Annotated in this window: 13 protein-coding genes and 1 pseudogene; 6 read left to right on the plus strand and 8 right to left on the minus strand. The window is 60.3% G+C overall.

Translation table 11 applies throughout. The features are described 5' to 3' along the window. Window positions 1-78: 78 nt before the first annotated feature. The 4 genes from tnpC (ABLV49_RS22405) to ABLV49_RS22420 all read left to right on the plus strand — a co-directional run bounded on the left by tnpC (ABLV49_RS22405) (window position 79) and on the right by ABLV49_RS22420 (window position 4,313). A complete protein-coding gene (tnpC, locus tag ABLV49_RS22405; protein ID WP_349282079.1) occupies window positions 79-1,056 on the plus strand; it encodes an IS66 family transposase in 978 nt (325 codons plus the stop codon). Window positions 1,057-1,160: 104 nt separating this feature from the next. Further along, the gene (locus tag ABLV49_RS22410; RefSeq protein ID WP_349282081.1) at window positions 1,161-2,381 is read left to right on the plus strand and encodes a tyrosine-type recombinase/integrase; all 1,221 of its coding nucleotides are present in this window, start codon (window positions 1,161-1,163) and stop codon (window positions 2,379-2,381) included. Next, the gene (locus ABLV49_RS22415) at window positions 2,378-3,322 is read left to right on the plus strand and encodes a tyrosine-type recombinase/integrase (RefSeq protein ID WP_349282082.1); all 945 of its coding nucleotides are present in this window, start codon (window positions 2,378-2,380) and stop codon (window positions 3,320-3,322) included. Before ABLV49_RS22410 ends, ABLV49_RS22415 begins: the two co-directional genes overlap by 4 nt. Further along, window positions 3,315-4,313, plus strand: coding sequence for a tyrosine-type recombinase/integrase (locus ABLV49_RS22420; protein ID WP_349282084.1), 999 nt, complete (start codon window positions 3,315-3,317; stop codon window positions 4,311-4,313). Before ABLV49_RS22415 ends, ABLV49_RS22420 begins: the two co-directional genes overlap by 8 nt. Window positions 4,314-4,582: 269 nt before the next feature. On the opposite strand, the gene ABLV49_RS22425 is transcribed toward ABLV49_RS22420, so the two are convergent. The 4 genes from ABLV49_RS22425 to ABLV49_RS22440 all read right to left on the minus strand — a co-directional run bounded on the left by ABLV49_RS22425 (window position 4,583) and on the right by ABLV49_RS22440 (window position 8,905). After that, window positions 4,583-5,617 carry an IS630 family transposase gene (locus ABLV49_RS22425; protein WP_349281955.1) on the minus strand — a complete coding sequence of 345 codons (1,035 nt, stop codon included), beginning with the start codon at window positions 5,615-5,617 and terminating at the stop codon, window positions 4,583-4,585. A gap of 80 nt (window positions 5,618-5,697) precedes the next feature. Continuing rightward, on the minus strand, window positions 5,698-6,708 hold the full coding sequence (locus ABLV49_RS22430) for a site-specific integrase (protein WP_349282086.1): 1,011 nt from the start codon (window positions 6,706-6,708) through the stop codon (window positions 5,698-5,700). Continuing rightward, window positions 6,705-7,673: a tyrosine-type recombinase/integrase gene (locus tag ABLV49_RS22435; RefSeq protein WP_349282088.1), complete on the minus strand. Its 969-nt coding sequence runs from the start codon at window positions 7,671-7,673 to the stop codon at window positions 6,705-6,707. The genes ABLV49_RS22430 and ABLV49_RS22435 overlap by 4 nt, the downstream gene beginning before the upstream one ends. Next, window positions 7,670-8,905 (minus strand): site-specific integrase, encoded by a 1,236-nt coding sequence (locus ABLV49_RS22440; protein WP_349282090.1) that lies wholly within the window; start codon window positions 8,903-8,905, stop codon window positions 7,670-7,672. The genes ABLV49_RS22435 and ABLV49_RS22440 overlap by 4 nt, the downstream gene beginning before the upstream one ends. A 173-nt stretch (window positions 8,906-9,078) precedes the next feature. On the opposite strand from ABLV49_RS22440, the pseudogene tnpC (ABLV49_RS22445) reads away from it, so the two are divergent. Beyond that, window positions 9,079-9,681, plus strand: a pseudogene (tnpC, locus tag ABLV49_RS22445) (IS66 family transposase); the annotation flags it as partial. 65 nt (window positions 9,682-9,746) lie between these two features. After that, window positions 9,747-10,352: a plasmid pRiA4b ORF-3 family protein gene (locus ABLV49_RS22450; RefSeq protein WP_432280035.1), complete on the plus strand. Its 606-nt coding sequence runs from the start codon at window positions 9,747-9,749 to the stop codon at window positions 10,350-10,352. 575 nt (window positions 10,353-10,927) lie between these two features. On the opposite strand, the gene tcuA is transcribed toward ABLV49_RS22450, so the two are convergent. The 4 genes from tcuA to ABLV49_RS22470 all read right to left on the minus strand — a co-directional run bounded on the left by tcuA (window position 10,928) and on the right by ABLV49_RS22470 (window position 15,453). After that, the gene (gene tcuA, locus ABLV49_RS22455; RefSeq protein ID WP_349282094.1) at window positions 10,928-12,508 is read right to left on the minus strand and encodes an FAD-dependent tricarballylate dehydrogenase TcuA; all 1,581 of its coding nucleotides are present in this window, start codon (window positions 12,506-12,508) and stop codon (window positions 10,928-10,930) included. Window positions 12,509-12,644: 136 nt separating this feature from the next. Beyond that, window positions 12,645-13,616 (minus strand): tripartite tricarboxylate transporter substrate binding protein, encoded by a 972-nt coding sequence (locus ABLV49_RS22460; RefSeq protein ID WP_349282095.1) that lies wholly within the window; start codon window positions 13,614-13,616, stop codon window positions 12,645-12,647. 63 nt (window positions 13,617-13,679) lie between these two features. Continuing rightward, complete coding sequence (locus ABLV49_RS22465) at window positions 13,680-14,429, minus strand: SDR family NAD(P)-dependent oxidoreductase (RefSeq protein WP_349282097.1); 750 nt, start codon at window positions 14,427-14,429, stop codon at window positions 13,680-13,682. A gap of 52 nt (window positions 14,430-14,481) precedes the next feature. Next, complete coding sequence (locus tag ABLV49_RS22470) at window positions 14,482-15,453, minus strand: Bug family tripartite tricarboxylate transporter substrate binding protein (RefSeq protein WP_349282099.1); 972 nt, start codon at window positions 15,451-15,453, stop codon at window positions 14,482-14,484. Window positions 15,454-15,514 lie beyond the last annotated feature (61 nt).

A 15,514-nucleotide genomic window follows, 5' to 3' on the forward strand; every position in this document is an offset into this window, starting at 1 on the left:
AACACCACATGCAAGGACTACCCGCAACCGTGAAACCCCTTCTGTTGGCGCGCCGGTTTTGCTGGCAAAGTGGTGTCCATGAGTTCACACGCGCTGCTGCAACAAATCGAGGCTTTGGAGCAAGGCGTCGCGCAGCGTGACCTGGAGATCGGCGCGCTGCGCCTGGCCATCGACAAACTCACGCTGGAGTTGTTCCATCTCAGGCGCATGCGCTACGGGCGCTCCAGCGAGAAGGTGGACAGCGCGCAGTCAGCAGTAAAGGCGCCTGGCGCTGCACTCGTACCAAAGGGGGAAGCGGGTCAGGCCGTGCAAAGCGCCCCTGTCGTCGACCTTGAGGACGACCGCCACAAGCGCCAGGCGGCGGCCTGCCGCACCGCCCCCCGGCAGTTGCCCGGGCACCTGCCGCGCCAGGAGGTGACGCACCTTCCATCGCCACAATGCACCTGCCCGGGGTGCGGAACCGCGCTGCGCCAGATTGGCCAGGATGCCTCGGAAGTGCTGGAGTACCAGCCCGGTGTCTTCAAGGTCATGCGCCACGTGCGCCCCAGGTTCGCGTGTGCCCAGTGCCACACGATCGTACAGGCGAGCGCGCCGAGCCGTCCGATCGAGCGCGGCTTGGCCGGCGCTGGCGTGATCACGCAGGTACTGGTGGGCAAGTTCTGCGACCACCTGCCGCTTTACCGCCAGAGCCAGATCTACGCCCGCCAGGGCGTGGTGGTTGAGCGCTCCACGCTGGCGGACTGGGTGGCCGGCGCGGCGCGGCTGCTCCAGCCTTTGGCCAACGCCGTGCGCCGCTACGTCCTGAGCGCGGGCAAGATCCACACCGATGACACGCCCGTGCCAGTCCTGAGCCCGGGCCGGGGCACGACGCGCACGGCCCGGCTGTGGGTGTATGCGCGCGACGACCGTCCCGGCGGCGATGCGTCGCCGCCAGCGGTGTGGTTCGAGTATTCCCCGGACCGCAAGGGCGAGCATCCCAGGGGCCACTTGGCAGGCTTTGCCGGCACTTTGCAGGCCGACGCGTTCGCCGGTTATGTTGCGGCAGAATTTATGTAGCGGCGGTGGCCGGTTGTACAGGAAGCGAGTGGTATTTGTCGACTGTTGACACAACATAGATTTCAGCGCCTTCTGACCTTCCAACCAACGTTCGGAGGTCTGCCATGTCCAGGAAATCCACACACGCGAAGGTCGCAGGTAGTCGCCATCGCGAAGCGCCGTTCTTGCCGGAACGGGAGCGATATTTGCGCAACTGCGCGGATTCCGGCGCGACGCCAGGATCATTGACCATAAAGCGCAATGAACTCATTTGGATTGCTCGCCTTCTTCCCGCGACAGCGCCGCTAGGCATCGATATTGCTCAATTACATGAACTCGTGCAGCAGCGAGCATCGATGCATACCGGCATCACAATGGGTACGCGAATGATCGTAGTCGCCAGACCGTGGCTGCGGTTCCTCGGCTGGTGGCGTGAACCAACCAAGGATCTTGCGTTTCAGGGCTTTCTCGACGGCTATATCAAATGGATGTGCGACGAACGAGGGTTCAGTCGATCCACAGTCGACCAATGGCAAGGAAGAATAAGGCAGTTCCTCCAGTGGTGCGAGGAGACGGGGCGGGATTTGAAGGGACTGCGGCCAACCGATATTGACGACTACTTCATTCGGAATGCGGCGCGCTGGGGGCGGATATCGATGAAGACAATGACCGGGGCACTGCGCATATTTCTGCGTTACGCGGCAGCCCATGGTCTATGCGACTCCCGCCTTGCCACCGCACTGCGCACACCCCGCATGTACGCTCAGGAATCGTTGCCATCCGCGCCAGGATGGACCGACGTCCAACGGATTCTCGCCACGACCGAGACCGACAAGCCGGCCGACATCAGAAACCGCGCAATCCTGATGCTCCTGTCGATCTACGGCATGCGTCGCGGCGAGGTAGTTGCTTTGCGCCTCGATCAGGTGGACTGGGCTGGGCGAAAGTTGCATGTATTTCGTTTGAAACGCCGGCAGCCGCAGGTCTATCCGTTGTTGCCCACTGTCGCGCAAGCATTGGCCCGCTATATCGACACCGTGCGCCCGCACTGTTCTGCCCCAGAGATATTCCTCAGGCTGAAAGCACCACAGCGGGCGTTGACCCCGGCGGCGCTATTCGACTTCGTCAATGGCAAGTTCAAAGCTCTGGGAATCGAGACAAAGCATCGTGGCCCTCACGCATTGCGCCATGCTTGCGCTGCGCGGCTGGTCGCACAGGGATTGAGTTTCAAGGAAATCGGTCACCACCTTGGTCACCGAAGCGCATCGGCCACGATGACCTATGCCAAGGTCGACATGCGTGCGCTGCGTGAAGTCGGCGACTTCGATCTGGGAGAGCTGTCATGAAGCTGATCGATGTGGTGACGGCATATGTGGTTATGCAACGGTCGCTGGGCATGCGATTCACCGCCGCTGACCGGCTCCTGCGGCAGTTTGCCCGTGAAATGGGCAATGTCGGCATGGCCGATGTCCGGCCTGAAGCTGTCGTGACGTTTCTGCAAGGAGCCGGGGCACTCACGGCCACATGGCGGCTCAAGTACAACGTGCTGTCGGGCTTATATCGGTTTGCCATCAGCCGGGGATACTGCGAGGCATGTCCACTTCCAACAAATGTGCCAAAACTGCCCCCATCCCAAACGCCCTATGTCTACTCGACGGGAGAGATCCGCCGCCTGATAGACGCCACACCCTCGTTGTACAACTACCGCAGCCGACAGCAGGCATCCATGTTTCGGACTTTGATCTTGCTGCTGTATGGCAGCGGCTTGCGCATCGGCGAGGTGCTGCGGCTGACCATGCCCGATGTGGACTTGATCGACCGGATCATCATCGTGCGCGACACGAAGTTCTTCAAGACCCGTCTGGTGCCGATTGGCCCACAGCTATCTGCTGAACTGGCCGCTCATATGGATCGCCGCCGGCACCTGCCGATGCCGGCAGGAGAAAGTTCGCGCCTGTTCACCTCATACACAGGTCAGGGATGGCCTTATTCCCAGGTCATCACGTTGTTCCAGCGCCTGCGCCTTGCAGCTCACATCGAATGCCCAGAAGGGGAATTGCATCCACCACGCCTGCATGATTTGCGCCATACCGCAGCGGTACATCGCGTTCTTGCATGGTATCGTGATGGCAAGGACGTGCAACGCCTGCTTCCGCAACTGGCGACCTACCTGGGCCATGTAGACATCAAGTCGACCCAGCGATATTTGCGCATGACCCCGGAGCTGCTCGAAGAAGCAAGCCGCCGCTTCGCACGGTACGCGCAATGCGGAGATGATCATGAATGACCGGAACCTGCTTGGCCCGTGGATCCGACGCTTCCTGCTCGAACATATGGTGGCGGAACGCAACTTCTCGCTTAACACCCAGGCCAGCTACCGCGACACGTTGACTTTACTGTTGCCTTTCTCGGCCAAGATCGGTGGTTTCGCAATCGACCGAATGACAGTTGAGGATATCTCGCCAGCCGTCGTGCGCCGGTTTCTGGACCATGTCGAATATGATCGGCATTGCAGCAGCGCCACGCGCAATCTGCGGCTGAGCGCGATCCACTCGCTGGCACGCTTCATCGGAATGCATTCGCCAGTTCATCTGTCCTGGTGCGGCGATGTAAGGTCAATCCCTTTCAAAAAAACAGCCAAGACCCTGGTCGGCTATCTAGAGAAGCCGGAGATGGACGCATTGCTGGCATCGCCAGACCGCCGCACGGCAATGGGCGCACGCGACTATGCCTTGCTCCTGTTCCTGTACAACAGCGGAGCACATGCCGACGAAGCCGCGAAGTTGACCATCGGACGTTTGCAGCTCAGTGAGCCGGCATCGGTTCGCATACTTGGCAAAGGAAACAAGACACGGGTTTGTCCGCTATGGCCAGCAACGGCGTCCGTTCTGACACGACTCGTAGCCGGACGCAGTGCGAACGATACCGTATTTCTTGGGCGGACCAATCAGCCGATGACACGGTTCGGCGTACATCGTATCGTCACCCAATATGGCGAGCATGCGGCTAAATCTCTCGTTACGATGAAAGGAAAGCATATCAGCCCGCACTCGGTCAGGCACACGACGGCCGTTCACCTGCTGCGCGCTGGGGTCGATATCAACACGATCCGAGCATGGCTGGGACATGTCTCCCTTGATACAACAAACATCTACGCCGAAGTTGACCTGGAGATGAAGGCAAAAGCGCTTGCCAGCGTGGATATCTCGGGACTGCCTGCAGCGGCACGCCGTTCGACCGCGCTGCCTTCGCTGATGACGTTTCTGAAGCAACTATAGTTTGGAGGCGATATCTTATGTGCGGGAACGCGAGTCAGCTCTCATTGGCGGATTCCTGACTCGATCCCGCCGCCGCTACATAAATTCTGCCGCAACATAACCGGCGAAATGTTGTGCACAACATTTCGCCGGCTACGACGCCTTGTTTGCCGATGGCCAGGTCGTCGAGGCTGCTTGCTGGGCTCATTATCCCGAGTGCAGTTTTATCTTGAGGAAAGCCAGTTGCCTGCAGCGTTCATGCGGTCGATCTATGGCCGAACTCCACATACTCACCAGTCAGTAATATAGGAGACAGAAGGATGGCGGAAAAATGACTTCACCAGGGCTGGGTCGTTCGCGATGTTTTGCATCTGCGCATCCACGCGGCACTGCAGGTTTTCACCCGCCTTCAGCGGTGAGCGCGCCACACCCGTACGCTTGGCGTGGCTCCATACCAGTTCGTCTGGATTGAGGTCTGGGGCATAACCGGGCAAGAAGTGAAGCGTCAGTTTCCCGTGAGTGCTGGCCACATACTCCTTGACGCACGCTGACTTGTGGGCAGGCAGTCCATCGACCACCAGACGCACTGGTTTTTTGCGCCGGCGCATCAATTTCTTGAGCAACTGGGCGAACAATTCCCCCGTCAAACCGCCTTTGTAAGTGGCAAACCAGAAAGCACCTTTGGCGCTGATGGCCGATGCTGCACTGATGCTCTGGCGTTGCCCTGGGCGCTCAACCACCGGGGTTTGCCCACGGGGTGCCCAGGTCTTGCCATGCACTGCATCGGCCCGAAAGCCGGACTCGTCCCAGAACAAAATGTCGGCCCCGCTGCCTCGGGCTTCATTCGCAATGGCCGGGTATGTCTGGCTTTTCCAGCGCGCTACCGCGTCAGGGTCGCGCTGGTAAGCGCGCTCCAAGGGTTTTTGCGCTGTCAACCCCAAGCGCGCCAGTAGCGCCCCAATGCTGGCCAGCGAAAGGGATACTTCAAAGCGCTCCAGCACAAGCTCTTGCACGATTTGGCGCGTCCATAGTCCGAAGTCAAAACCGTACTGGTCGGGGCGCTTGCCATTGACCCAGCGAAAAACCTGGCGTTCTTGCGCGGGGGTGAGCTTGCGCGGTCGCCCCGTCCCTTTGCTCGAACGCAGTGCCCGCAGTCCTCGTCCGCGCCCCTTGACCATCGCACGGCACTTGTAGCCCCACGAACGATGCATACCCAGCGATGCGGCTACATCGCCAGGATGCTCGCCTTCGTTCATGCGTTGCACCGCCAGAACCCGCATTTCCTCCAGCGTGTTGTGGGCCAATTTGCGTCCGTCTCGTTTCATGCCACGTAGGAGAAATATCGAACGACACAGTTCCCAAATTTGTACGCTTAATTACTGACTGGTGAGTAAGTTTGGATAGCTCACAGGGACTGCAAGAACGCGAGCAGGTTGGCCTTGGGCTTCCATGCCTTCGCGTTTGCCGGCTCGATACCGGCCTTCTTCCAGAAAGCCTCCATGGCTTCTTGCTTCATCTGCAGGTTGGTCGTGATGTAGCGGCCGGTCGTGGCGACGCTGGTGTGGCCGAGGTAGTCGCGGATCACCGTCACGTCGGTTCCCGACTGCAACAGCGCCACGGCGCAGCTGTGGCGCAGGACATGCGGCGTGATGCGTTTGCGCCGCAGCACGGGGTTGTCGCGAGCCGCCGCCGCCGCGTGCTTGCTGAGAATGTAGGCAACGCCGTCGCGCGTCAGAGGCTGGCCATGGCGATTGAGGAATACGCACTGCCCGCTGGCAGCATCTGACATACCGCGCAGTCGGTGCAGCGCGTTGGCCGTCTCGGTCCACAGCGGCAACAGCCGCTCTTTCCTGCCCTTGCCACGCAGGCGAACCTGCCTGGGTGCGGCCAATTGCAGATCGTCCCACCGAAGCCCGGTGGCCTCGCTGACCCGGGCACCACAGTTGTACAGGAAGAGCAGCAGCGCGCGGTCGCGCCATCCGTCGAAGGTGCGCTGGTCGGGCATGCCAATGATCAGGCGGGCGTCCTCTACCTCAAGGTAGGTCGCCGGTCGCTGCCGCGCCTTCTTCGCCGGGATGGCCAACACCCGCACGAACTGCTGTGAGTGCGCCAGATCGTTGCGCAGCAAGTGCTTGAAGAAGCTGCGGATCGCCGCCCGGCGGCAATTGCGTGTGGCTGCTGAATTTGATCGCTGCGCCTCGATGTGATCCAGGAATCGCGTCACCGCGTCGGCGTCGATGTCGCCGATCTGCAAGGAGGCAATCCCTTGGCCGCGCTGCTCGGCGACAAACTTGAACAGCATCGTCAACGCATCGCGGTACGCTCGGATCGTGTGAACGCTGGCACCTCGCTGCTTGGGCAGGTACTGCGTGAAGTACGACTGCACATAAGCGAACAGCGACGGCACGCGGCTCATGGCAGGCGGCGTTTGCTGCGCGAGTGCTGCTCGAAGCGCTGGCTCGCAAGTTGCAATAGCTCAGGCGTGGCCTTGAGGTATACCTGCGTACCAAGGACGCTCTGGTGTCCGAGATAGGCCGACAGCCACGGCAGCTTCGCGTGCACGTCCACGCCTTCGACGGCCCAGGCGGTCAGCCGATGCACGGCAAAGGCATGCCTGAACTCGTAAGGCCTGGCGCCCGAGCGACCGCGTGGCGGCTTCAAGCCGAGATCGCGTAGCAGACCTCGCAACGCCTCCGAGGCCGCACGCACGGTGAGCGCTGATCCATCGCGACGGATGAACAGTGTCAAGGGGTCGTCGGCACCGCTTGCCGCCAGGACTTCCTCGCGTTGGCGCAGGTAGTGACGGAGTTCGAGGACCAGATCTTCGCGGATCGCCAGGATGCGCGAGCGCCCTTTGCTTCGTTGCACTGTCAGGACGGCTCTGCGCAGATCCACGTCGGCCAGGTGCAGCTTGGTGGCCTCGCCCAGCCGCATCCCGGTGCAGTACAGCACGAGCGTGAGCGCGCGCAACATCGCCCCCCACATGTTTCGACCCTCGTGCCTCGTGGCGGCGTCCAATAAGACAAGCACCTCTTCGCGGCTGAAGATATAGGGCACAAACACCGACTCCTTGACCGGTGCCACCGCGTGATCGGGGACAAAGCCATGCGGATCGCTGCGGCGGCGGAAGAGGCACAACTGGCGCACCACGCCGAACTCGTTGCCCACCGTGATGGCCTTGCGGCCCTCGATTCGCGTTGCCCACTGCGTCACCGCCTGGTCCAACGCCACCGGCCGTTCGCCGTACTGGTCACGCACGAAGCGCACGAAACTGTTGAGCACGAACTCGGCGCGGCCGTAGCCCATGCCCATGGCCCGCTTGAACGCCAGGAACTGCGTTGCGTCGTGGGCCAGGATGTCGGCGGTAACCTTTGTGTTCATCGCGGCACCGGCAAAGAGACCTCGCGCAGCGACTGCGTCGCAATGCGCACGTAGGCCGATACCGAATCCGCAGCGCGATGGCCGAGCAGATCCGACAACACTTGCGCCTTGGTGCCTACGTCGAGTTGCCGCGCGGCGAACGAGTGCCGCAAGACGTGGCTGCCCAGGTAGGGAGCTTTGATGCCGGCGGCCTTGGCATGTTTGATGAGAATGTGCCGCACCGCCGACGACGCCGTGAGGGCGCCGAACGGCACCTTCATCTGGACGAACACATGCCGTGTGGGTAGGTGTGGTGGACGCCCATTGCGCAAGTACCGGGCCAATACCTTGGCCACCGGGGGAAGCAGGGGCAGGACGAAGTTGACACCGGTCTTCGGGCGCGACATCTGAAGCGTGCCGGCGCTCCAGTCGATGTCTTGCAGTTGCAAGCCGATCACTTCACCGGCGCCCAGGCCGTAGGTGCTCATCATTAACAGCAGCGCGTGGTCGCGCAGCCCGCACGCCGTGCTCGTGTCCACCGCACGCAAAAGTCGCTGGACGTCCTCCCAAGGCAAGGCCCGCCGCGGCCGTTCAAACTTCGGCTGCACCGGTGAGATCACTGCATCGGCCAGGTCAACGCGAATGCGCCCGCTGGCCAACAGGAACCGGGCAAAGGATCTGACCGTGCTGGCGATGTCGGCTGTCGTCGAGCGGGCATAGCGACCGGCGCACTCGATGAGGAAGGCGTCGATGTCGGGTAAGCGCAACCGGCGCCAGGTCTTGCCTGAACGCCCCAAGTGCTCGAGCAGCTTGCCGACGTGGTCGAGCTTCTTGTGGATCGTGACTTCGGGGTTGCCGCGCTGCTGCCCAAGCTGGGCAGCGTAATCGCGCAGGACCGCCGTTGCCGGCGGCGCACGGCGTTCGATGGGCCTCCACGGTGGTACCGGCATGCCCATGACCTCGTAGACGCGGCGCAGCGAGCGCATCGACGAACTCGCAAGACTGAGATTGGCGGTGTTGATCCGGCGTGAATGCCCGTACCAGGCTTGGAAACGCTTGACCCCATCGCGCGTTAGCTCGGCGGCTTCATCAAGACCGAGGGCACGGCAGTAGCGTCGGAACCGACCGATCCACTGCAGGTATTGCTGCGCGCTGCTCTGGCAAACACAGCGATCGCCGCGCCACACGCGCAGGATGTCCCGAACACGGGGCGTGGGCTCGGATTGCTGTGTCCTGGATGACGGAGTGACCATACAAGCGACATACGCGAACCAGGCCAGATCGGATGCAAGGATCCATAGAATTCGCCGGATTTATGTGGGGTGACGCGCCAGGCCTGCTCCTCGTGCGGACAGTAACCTCATGCGTCGAGCCCCGGATAAAACTGCACTCGGGATAATGAGCCTTATCTGGAGCTCCAGATAAGGCTCATGCCCGGAGAAAATACTATGAAATCCACAAGGGCCAAGGCGAGATGCCCGGCACGCTGGCGCACCAGGCGCTGCTGCGCATCGGGGTGCTGTACGCCATCGAAAAAGATATCCGGGGCCAGCGTGCCGAGGAGCGCCGGCGCCAGCGGCAAAGCCGCGCCCGGCCCCTGGTCGAGGCGCTGCACGGCTGGCTCCAGCAAGCCCTGGGCCAGCTCTCGGCCAAGTCGTCCATGGCGCAGGCCATTGGCTACTCGCTCAACCATTGGCAGGCGCTCACGCGTTTCGTGGACGACGGGCACATCGAGATGGACAACAACGCGGCCGAGCGGGCGCTGCGCGCGGTCGTCCTCGGGCGCAAAAACTACCTGCACTTTGGCTCGGACGCCGGCGGCGAGCGCGCCGCCGTCATCTACACCCTGATCGGCTCGTGCAAGCTCGGCGGCATTGACCCTTATGCCTACCTGCACCATGTGCTGGGGCGCATCGCCGACCATCCGATCAACCGGATTGACGAGTTGCTGCCCTGGCGGGTGGCCGAGCGGCTCAGGCCTGCGTGGCAAGCTGCCCAGGAAACGCAGGAAATGGCGCGCGCGGCTTGATGCGTGCCACAGCGCATCCACCGATTTCGCTAAAGTAGCCAAACATGACTGCCAAGCTGCACCGACTGCCAGGAGGCGCGAAGAAGTCCGGGGCCAAAACCTCGGCCCATGCCAGCGGCGGGCTACGCGCCTACCAGCTCCATATCGAGCTCGAAGGGGTGTATCCCCGGGTCTGGCGCCGCCTGCTGGTGCCCACCACGATCGATCTCTCGCGCCTGCATGTCGCGCTCCTGTGGAGCACGGGCTGGCAAGGCGGGCACCTGCATGAGTTCGTCTTTGCCGATGCCAGCTACGGTCCGTTGGAGCCCGACTGGGACTTGCCCGAAGGCGTGATCGATGAGTCCACCGTCACGCTGGAAGAGGCGCTGGGCGCGCGCAGGACGTTCCTCTACGTCTACGACTTTGGGGACAACTGGCGCCACAAGGTCAAGGTGGAGAAAACCGTCACGCTCGGCGCGCCGTTGTCGCTGGCGCTGTGCCTGGCCGGAGAAAACGCCTGTCCGCCCGAGGACGTGGGCGGCGCGCCGGGCTACCAGGACTTCCTGGAAGCACTGGCCGATCCAGCCCACCCGGAGCACGACGAGCTCAAGGAATGGATCGGCCGCCCGTTTGACCCTGCCGCATTCGACGTGGCCGAAATCAACCAGTGGCTCAACCACACAGAGTCTTGAATTTCAATATGGGTACTGGGCGGACGGTTACTCACTACCCGGTTCATCAGCAAATGCAAAGCCCTCCCAGTTGGCCTGAACTGCCTGAGCAGCGCCCCTGCGACGAGTCGTGTGCCTGGCCTGTGGGGTTATTTTCGACAACCAGATGAATTTGGTCTTTCGCCCGCCCCTGGACCGCCCGCTAGCCTGGGGGGCCGCTTTTTTTAGCGTCCCGGTGCACGTCGGAATGCACCTGATGCTGGTCCAAGCCGATGGCTTCAAGCCTGATGCGCGGAATCTGGACTCGCTGCAACTGGCACGCGCTGCAGTCGTCCAGCCTGGGTTCCGAACCTCATGCGGGCGTCAACGGTGTGCCCTTTACCCAATTGCTTTGGCAGGCCGCGCCAATTGCAGCCGTGCTCGATCACGTCAAGCAGGGCATTGAGTGGCTGTCAATTTGGCAAAGTGACATTGCCGCGCGGCTCCGGCAGGCGGTGCGCAATTCTTTCGCAGGGGGTTTGGGTGAGTGGCATGGCCGGATTTTTCAGCCTGTGTGCCTATGCTGTCTGGTGTTAACAAGCCCACCGTCAGGCTGCCTACTTCTGTGCTGCCACGAAGGCTGCGGCCTCGCGGCCCGCTATTCGCCCGAATACGGACCCAGACGTCAAGCCCGCTCCACCGGGATACTTGACGTAATACAACCCCCCCACCATCTCTCCAACGGCATAAAGACCTTGCAGAGGTGGCCCCTCGACAGACAACACTTCTGCCGAGGTATTGATGGCCAGACCGCCAAAGGTGCAGGTAATTCCGGTTGTCACCTCAAAAGCGGTGAACGGCCCCTGTTCCAGAGGAACCGCCCAGTTGGTCTTGTCAATCTGCAGCCCATTCGTTCTCAAGCCGTCTTTTATTCCCGGGTTGAACGCGCAGCTTCTGTCAACGGACGCGTTGAACTCGCGAATGGTCCGCGCGAGCCGTTCCCGGTTGACGCCCTCAATTTTTTGAATCAAGCCGTCCAGGGTGTCCGCTGTGATGCGGGTCGCATGCTTCACGCGGTATTCATTGGGCAAAAGTCCCGATGTTTTTGCGTCGAAGATCTGCCATCCAATGCCTCCGGGCTGGCGAAGCAGTTCTGCGCCCATCCGCGAGTAGGTGTAATTGCGAAAATCCTCCCCCTCGTTGATGAACCTTTCTCCGTTGGCGTTGACCACGATTCCGAGCGTGAAATAGTTCTTTTGCTGATCCAGGAGATCAATGTCACCGAACTCCGGCGCGTTGGCATCGTAGAAAACGCCGTGGCAACCTGACCAGTGACCCTTGGCGCGCGCACCATGCCTCATTGCCAGGCCAATGCAGTCGCCCGTGTTGTAACGTGAGCCACGGACCTTGGCCAAGTCCCAGCCAGGCCCAAGGTAACTTGCGCGCCAGGCAGCGTTGGCATGAAAGCCTCCAGCGCCGAGCACGACCGCCCCTGCCCTGATCACTTTCATTTCTCCCCCCACCTTGGCGACCACGCCGACGATCCGGCCATGCTCAATCACCAGGTCTTGCACATTGTGGTCGTAAGCGATGGTCACGCCTGCTCGGGCAGCTCTTCGATAAAGAGCCTCCATCAACCCCACACCACCACCGGACACCTCGATGGTCAGACCGCCCCAGAACTTCTGTCGGCCCTCGATCAGATAACTCTGGCGTCCATAGCTGGGAATGAACCGAACACCTTGCGATCGCAGCCATTCCATGGTTTCAAAGCTGCTGTTAACCAATAACTCAATCAGATCGGCATCAGCACGCAGGCTACTCATGCTCATCAGTTCATCGAAAAACTGGCTTTTGGGATAGGTTCCGAAGTCAGATTTAGCTTTGTCTTCCGCAGACAAATCTGGCACCAGCCGCTCGATGTCGTCACCATTCTCGTAGGCGACTCTGAATGCGCCCCCTGTAAATGCCGAATTCCCTCCACGCGCGGCTTCAGGTGCGCGCTCAAGGACAAGCACAGTAGCCCCGCTTTCAGAGGCGGACAGCGCAGCGCACATCGCGGCGTTGCCACCACCCACCACAATGACGTCAACGATTGCTGTACTGGCAGCCGAATCTTCTGGGTTTTTTAACAATTGCAATTTCGTCTCCGGGAACAATAATGGGCAAGAATTTCGAGGGACTAAAAATTCCTGCATGACTAAGATGCTTAAAAGAGCTGGACGTACCAAACTGCGTTAGCGCATGGGTACAAACCTCGCACCGCGGCATTGGGGCCTGGTCAGACCGCTCCAGCATGACACGCCTGTAGAAGAACACCGCAGGCGCCCCAATTTACCGCAGGCCACCAGTCTTATCGACCAAGGTCTTCCAAAACTCCAGGTCGTTTTTGATATAGATGGAGAAGGTTGCAGGGTCTTCAACAATGAGGTCTGCGCCCTGCTCCAGAAAGCGGGCCTTAAAGTCCGCTGACAGTGAGGCTTTTTTCAGCGCCGCGTACAACCTGGCGACGACGGCAGGAGGCGTTTTGGCTGGCGCCAGAAGACCGTTCATGGTGCCCATTTCCATTCCATGAACACCGCTCTCCTCGAATGTGGGAACCTTGGGCAACGCAGCAAGGCGGCGCGGGCTTGCCACCGCGACTGCGGCGACTCGATCCGTTTTGAGCATGGCCTGGGCGGATGTATACGTCGTGAAAGTCAGTTGCACCCGGCCCGCTGCGACGTCGGTGAGCGCGGGGCCCGCGCCGTTGTAGGGAACGTGGGTCATCTCCAGTCCGGCAACCGACTTGAAAAGTTCTCCGGCGAGGTGGGGAGCACCACCGGCACCACTGGAGGAGAAATTGAATTTGCCTGGACTCGCGCGGATGGTGGTCACGAGATCCTGCAAGCTCTGATCCTTGACCTGGCTGGACTTGATAAGCACTAAGGGCAGAAATGCGACGCGTGAAATAGGAACGAAATCGCGCTTCACATCGTACGGTACAGGCATCAAGGCGGGGTTGGCTGTGAGATTGGTCGAGGTGTAGAGCAATGTATAACCATCTGCCGGGGCTTTGACCACGGCTTCAGCACCAATGTTTCCGCTGGCTCCTGGCCGATTTTCCACCATGACAATCTGTCCAAGCTCCTTGCCAAGCGCATTGGCGACCTCCCTGGCCAACAAGTCCGTGCTGCCTGCCGCCGCGAAAGGAACGATAATTTTTATAGGTCGGACGGGATACTCGCCCTGAGCCAAGGCAGGCGCAGCGAACGCGCCGAGAATCGTTACAGCGGCCAGGCTTTTCATCACAAAATCAATACGCATATCTCACCTTAAAAAATGATCGTTGGCTCCGTGCTCGCAGCAAGGAACTCTCCAAAGAGTCGACTAGAATTTTCCTGCTGAGGCGCCGCAGTCAATGAGCAGGTTGTGTCCAGTGATTGACTTGGCTTGCGCTGAGGACAAATACAAAACCGCTTCAGCAAAATCGCCGGCATCGGGCAGGTGTCCCAAAGGCAACGATTTTTCGGTGGCGCTCATGGCCTCCTCCACATTGGTTGTGACGCCCGCCAGTTGATTGCGTAGAAACGGCGTATCGGTGGCGGCAGGGGAAATCGCATTGACGCGCACGCCCTGCGCGCCAAACTCAAGCGCCAGCGCCTTCATCATGCCCACGATGGCGTGTTTGCTGGCGGTGTAAACGCTGCGCTGGGAGCGCGCAGTCACGCCCTGCAACGAGCAGGTGAAAATCAGGGAACTGGATGGCCCCTTGACCAAGCTGCGCAGAGCAGACTGCGCCGACAGCAAACTGCCTGTCACGTTGATATCAATGGTTCGCCTGATCTGCTCGACAGATGCGTCCAATAGACTGCCCGAGAAGCCGGCGCCGGCATTTGCCAAAAATATATCGATCTCCTGCTCAAAAAACCGCTCTGCTTCGCGGATCAGGTTTTCGTTGTCTGCAGGCCTTGAAATATCACAAGCCACGGCAATGACTCGCTTCCCATCCGGATCCATGCGCCGGGCCACCTCTTCGCCGCGCTCTTCGTTCACGTCAGAGATCACAACCCGTGCGCCCTCTTCGTAGAGCCGCTTCGCGGCTACGGCACCCAGACCTCCAGCGCCGCCCGTGATCACGGCGCACCGACCAGCCGCCCTCATTGGGCGATTCCAAAAAAATTAGAGAGGTTCATTGTTCGAGTTGTACGCCCGCCGTACGAATCACAGCACTCCAGCGCTGTGATTCAGCCTCAATCCGCTTCTGCACTTCGTTTGGCTGAGCGCCAAATGGCTCTACGCCCAATTTAATCAGTGTGTCACGTAAATCAGTCGTATCTAACGCCGTATTGACGGCGCGGTTCAATTGATTCACTACTGACGACGGTAGTCCTGCAGGTCCCATCACTGCGAGCCAAGTCCCACCTTCGACTGGAAAGCCCTGTTCGATCAGTGTTGGCAAATCAGGAGCAGCAGGTAAACGCTTGGGCGCTGCCAGGCCGAGCAAATTAAGACGTCCACCCTGGCGCTGCGGCAGCGCAACTGACAGGGGTACCATCAGCACATCAACTTGATTGGCTGCTAACGCGGTTAGTGCAGGTGCCGCGCCTTGGAAAGGCACATGAAGCATATCCACCTTAGCAGCCTGCTTAAACATCTCGAAGGCGATTTGTGAAGAACTTCCAACGCCCCAAGATGCATAGCTGAGCTTGCCAGGCTGCTTCCTCGCTAGCGCGACCAATCCAGCGGCATCGCTGACGCCAAGGTCCGGCCGAGTCGCAAGTGCGTAGGGAAAATGGCCAACCCAAGCGATTGCGGTGAAGTCCTTCTGCGCGTTATAAGACAGCTTCTTGTAGACATGCGGATTAATCGCATGAGTTTCAGCTGTCGCTATTCCCAGCGTATAGCCATTGGGTAGAGCGCGGGCTAAAGCTTCGGTGCCGACAATTCCGTTAGCGCCTGGTCGGTTATCGACGATGACCTGTTGCTTTAACTGTTGCGATACTGCCGCGGCCACATGGCGTGATACTGCATCGGTTCCGCCGCCAGCAGGCCAAGGTACAACCAGCTTAATTGGGCGTTCTGGATAAGTCGTGCTTTGGGCATGTGCGGCGTTTGCAAAGCACATAAAAGCAGCAAGCACTGGGTAACATAAAATTTTCATAGGTTCAAATCTCAAGCGTTTTCGATCTATGTCGATTTTGAATATCTACATCACACCGCGC

Origin of the sequence: Polaromonas hydrogenivorans, from assembly GCF_040105105.1 — a bacterium.
Classification (GTDB): Bacteria; Pseudomonadota; Gammaproteobacteria; order Burkholderiales; family Burkholderiaceae_C; genus Polaromonas; species Polaromonas hydrogenivorans.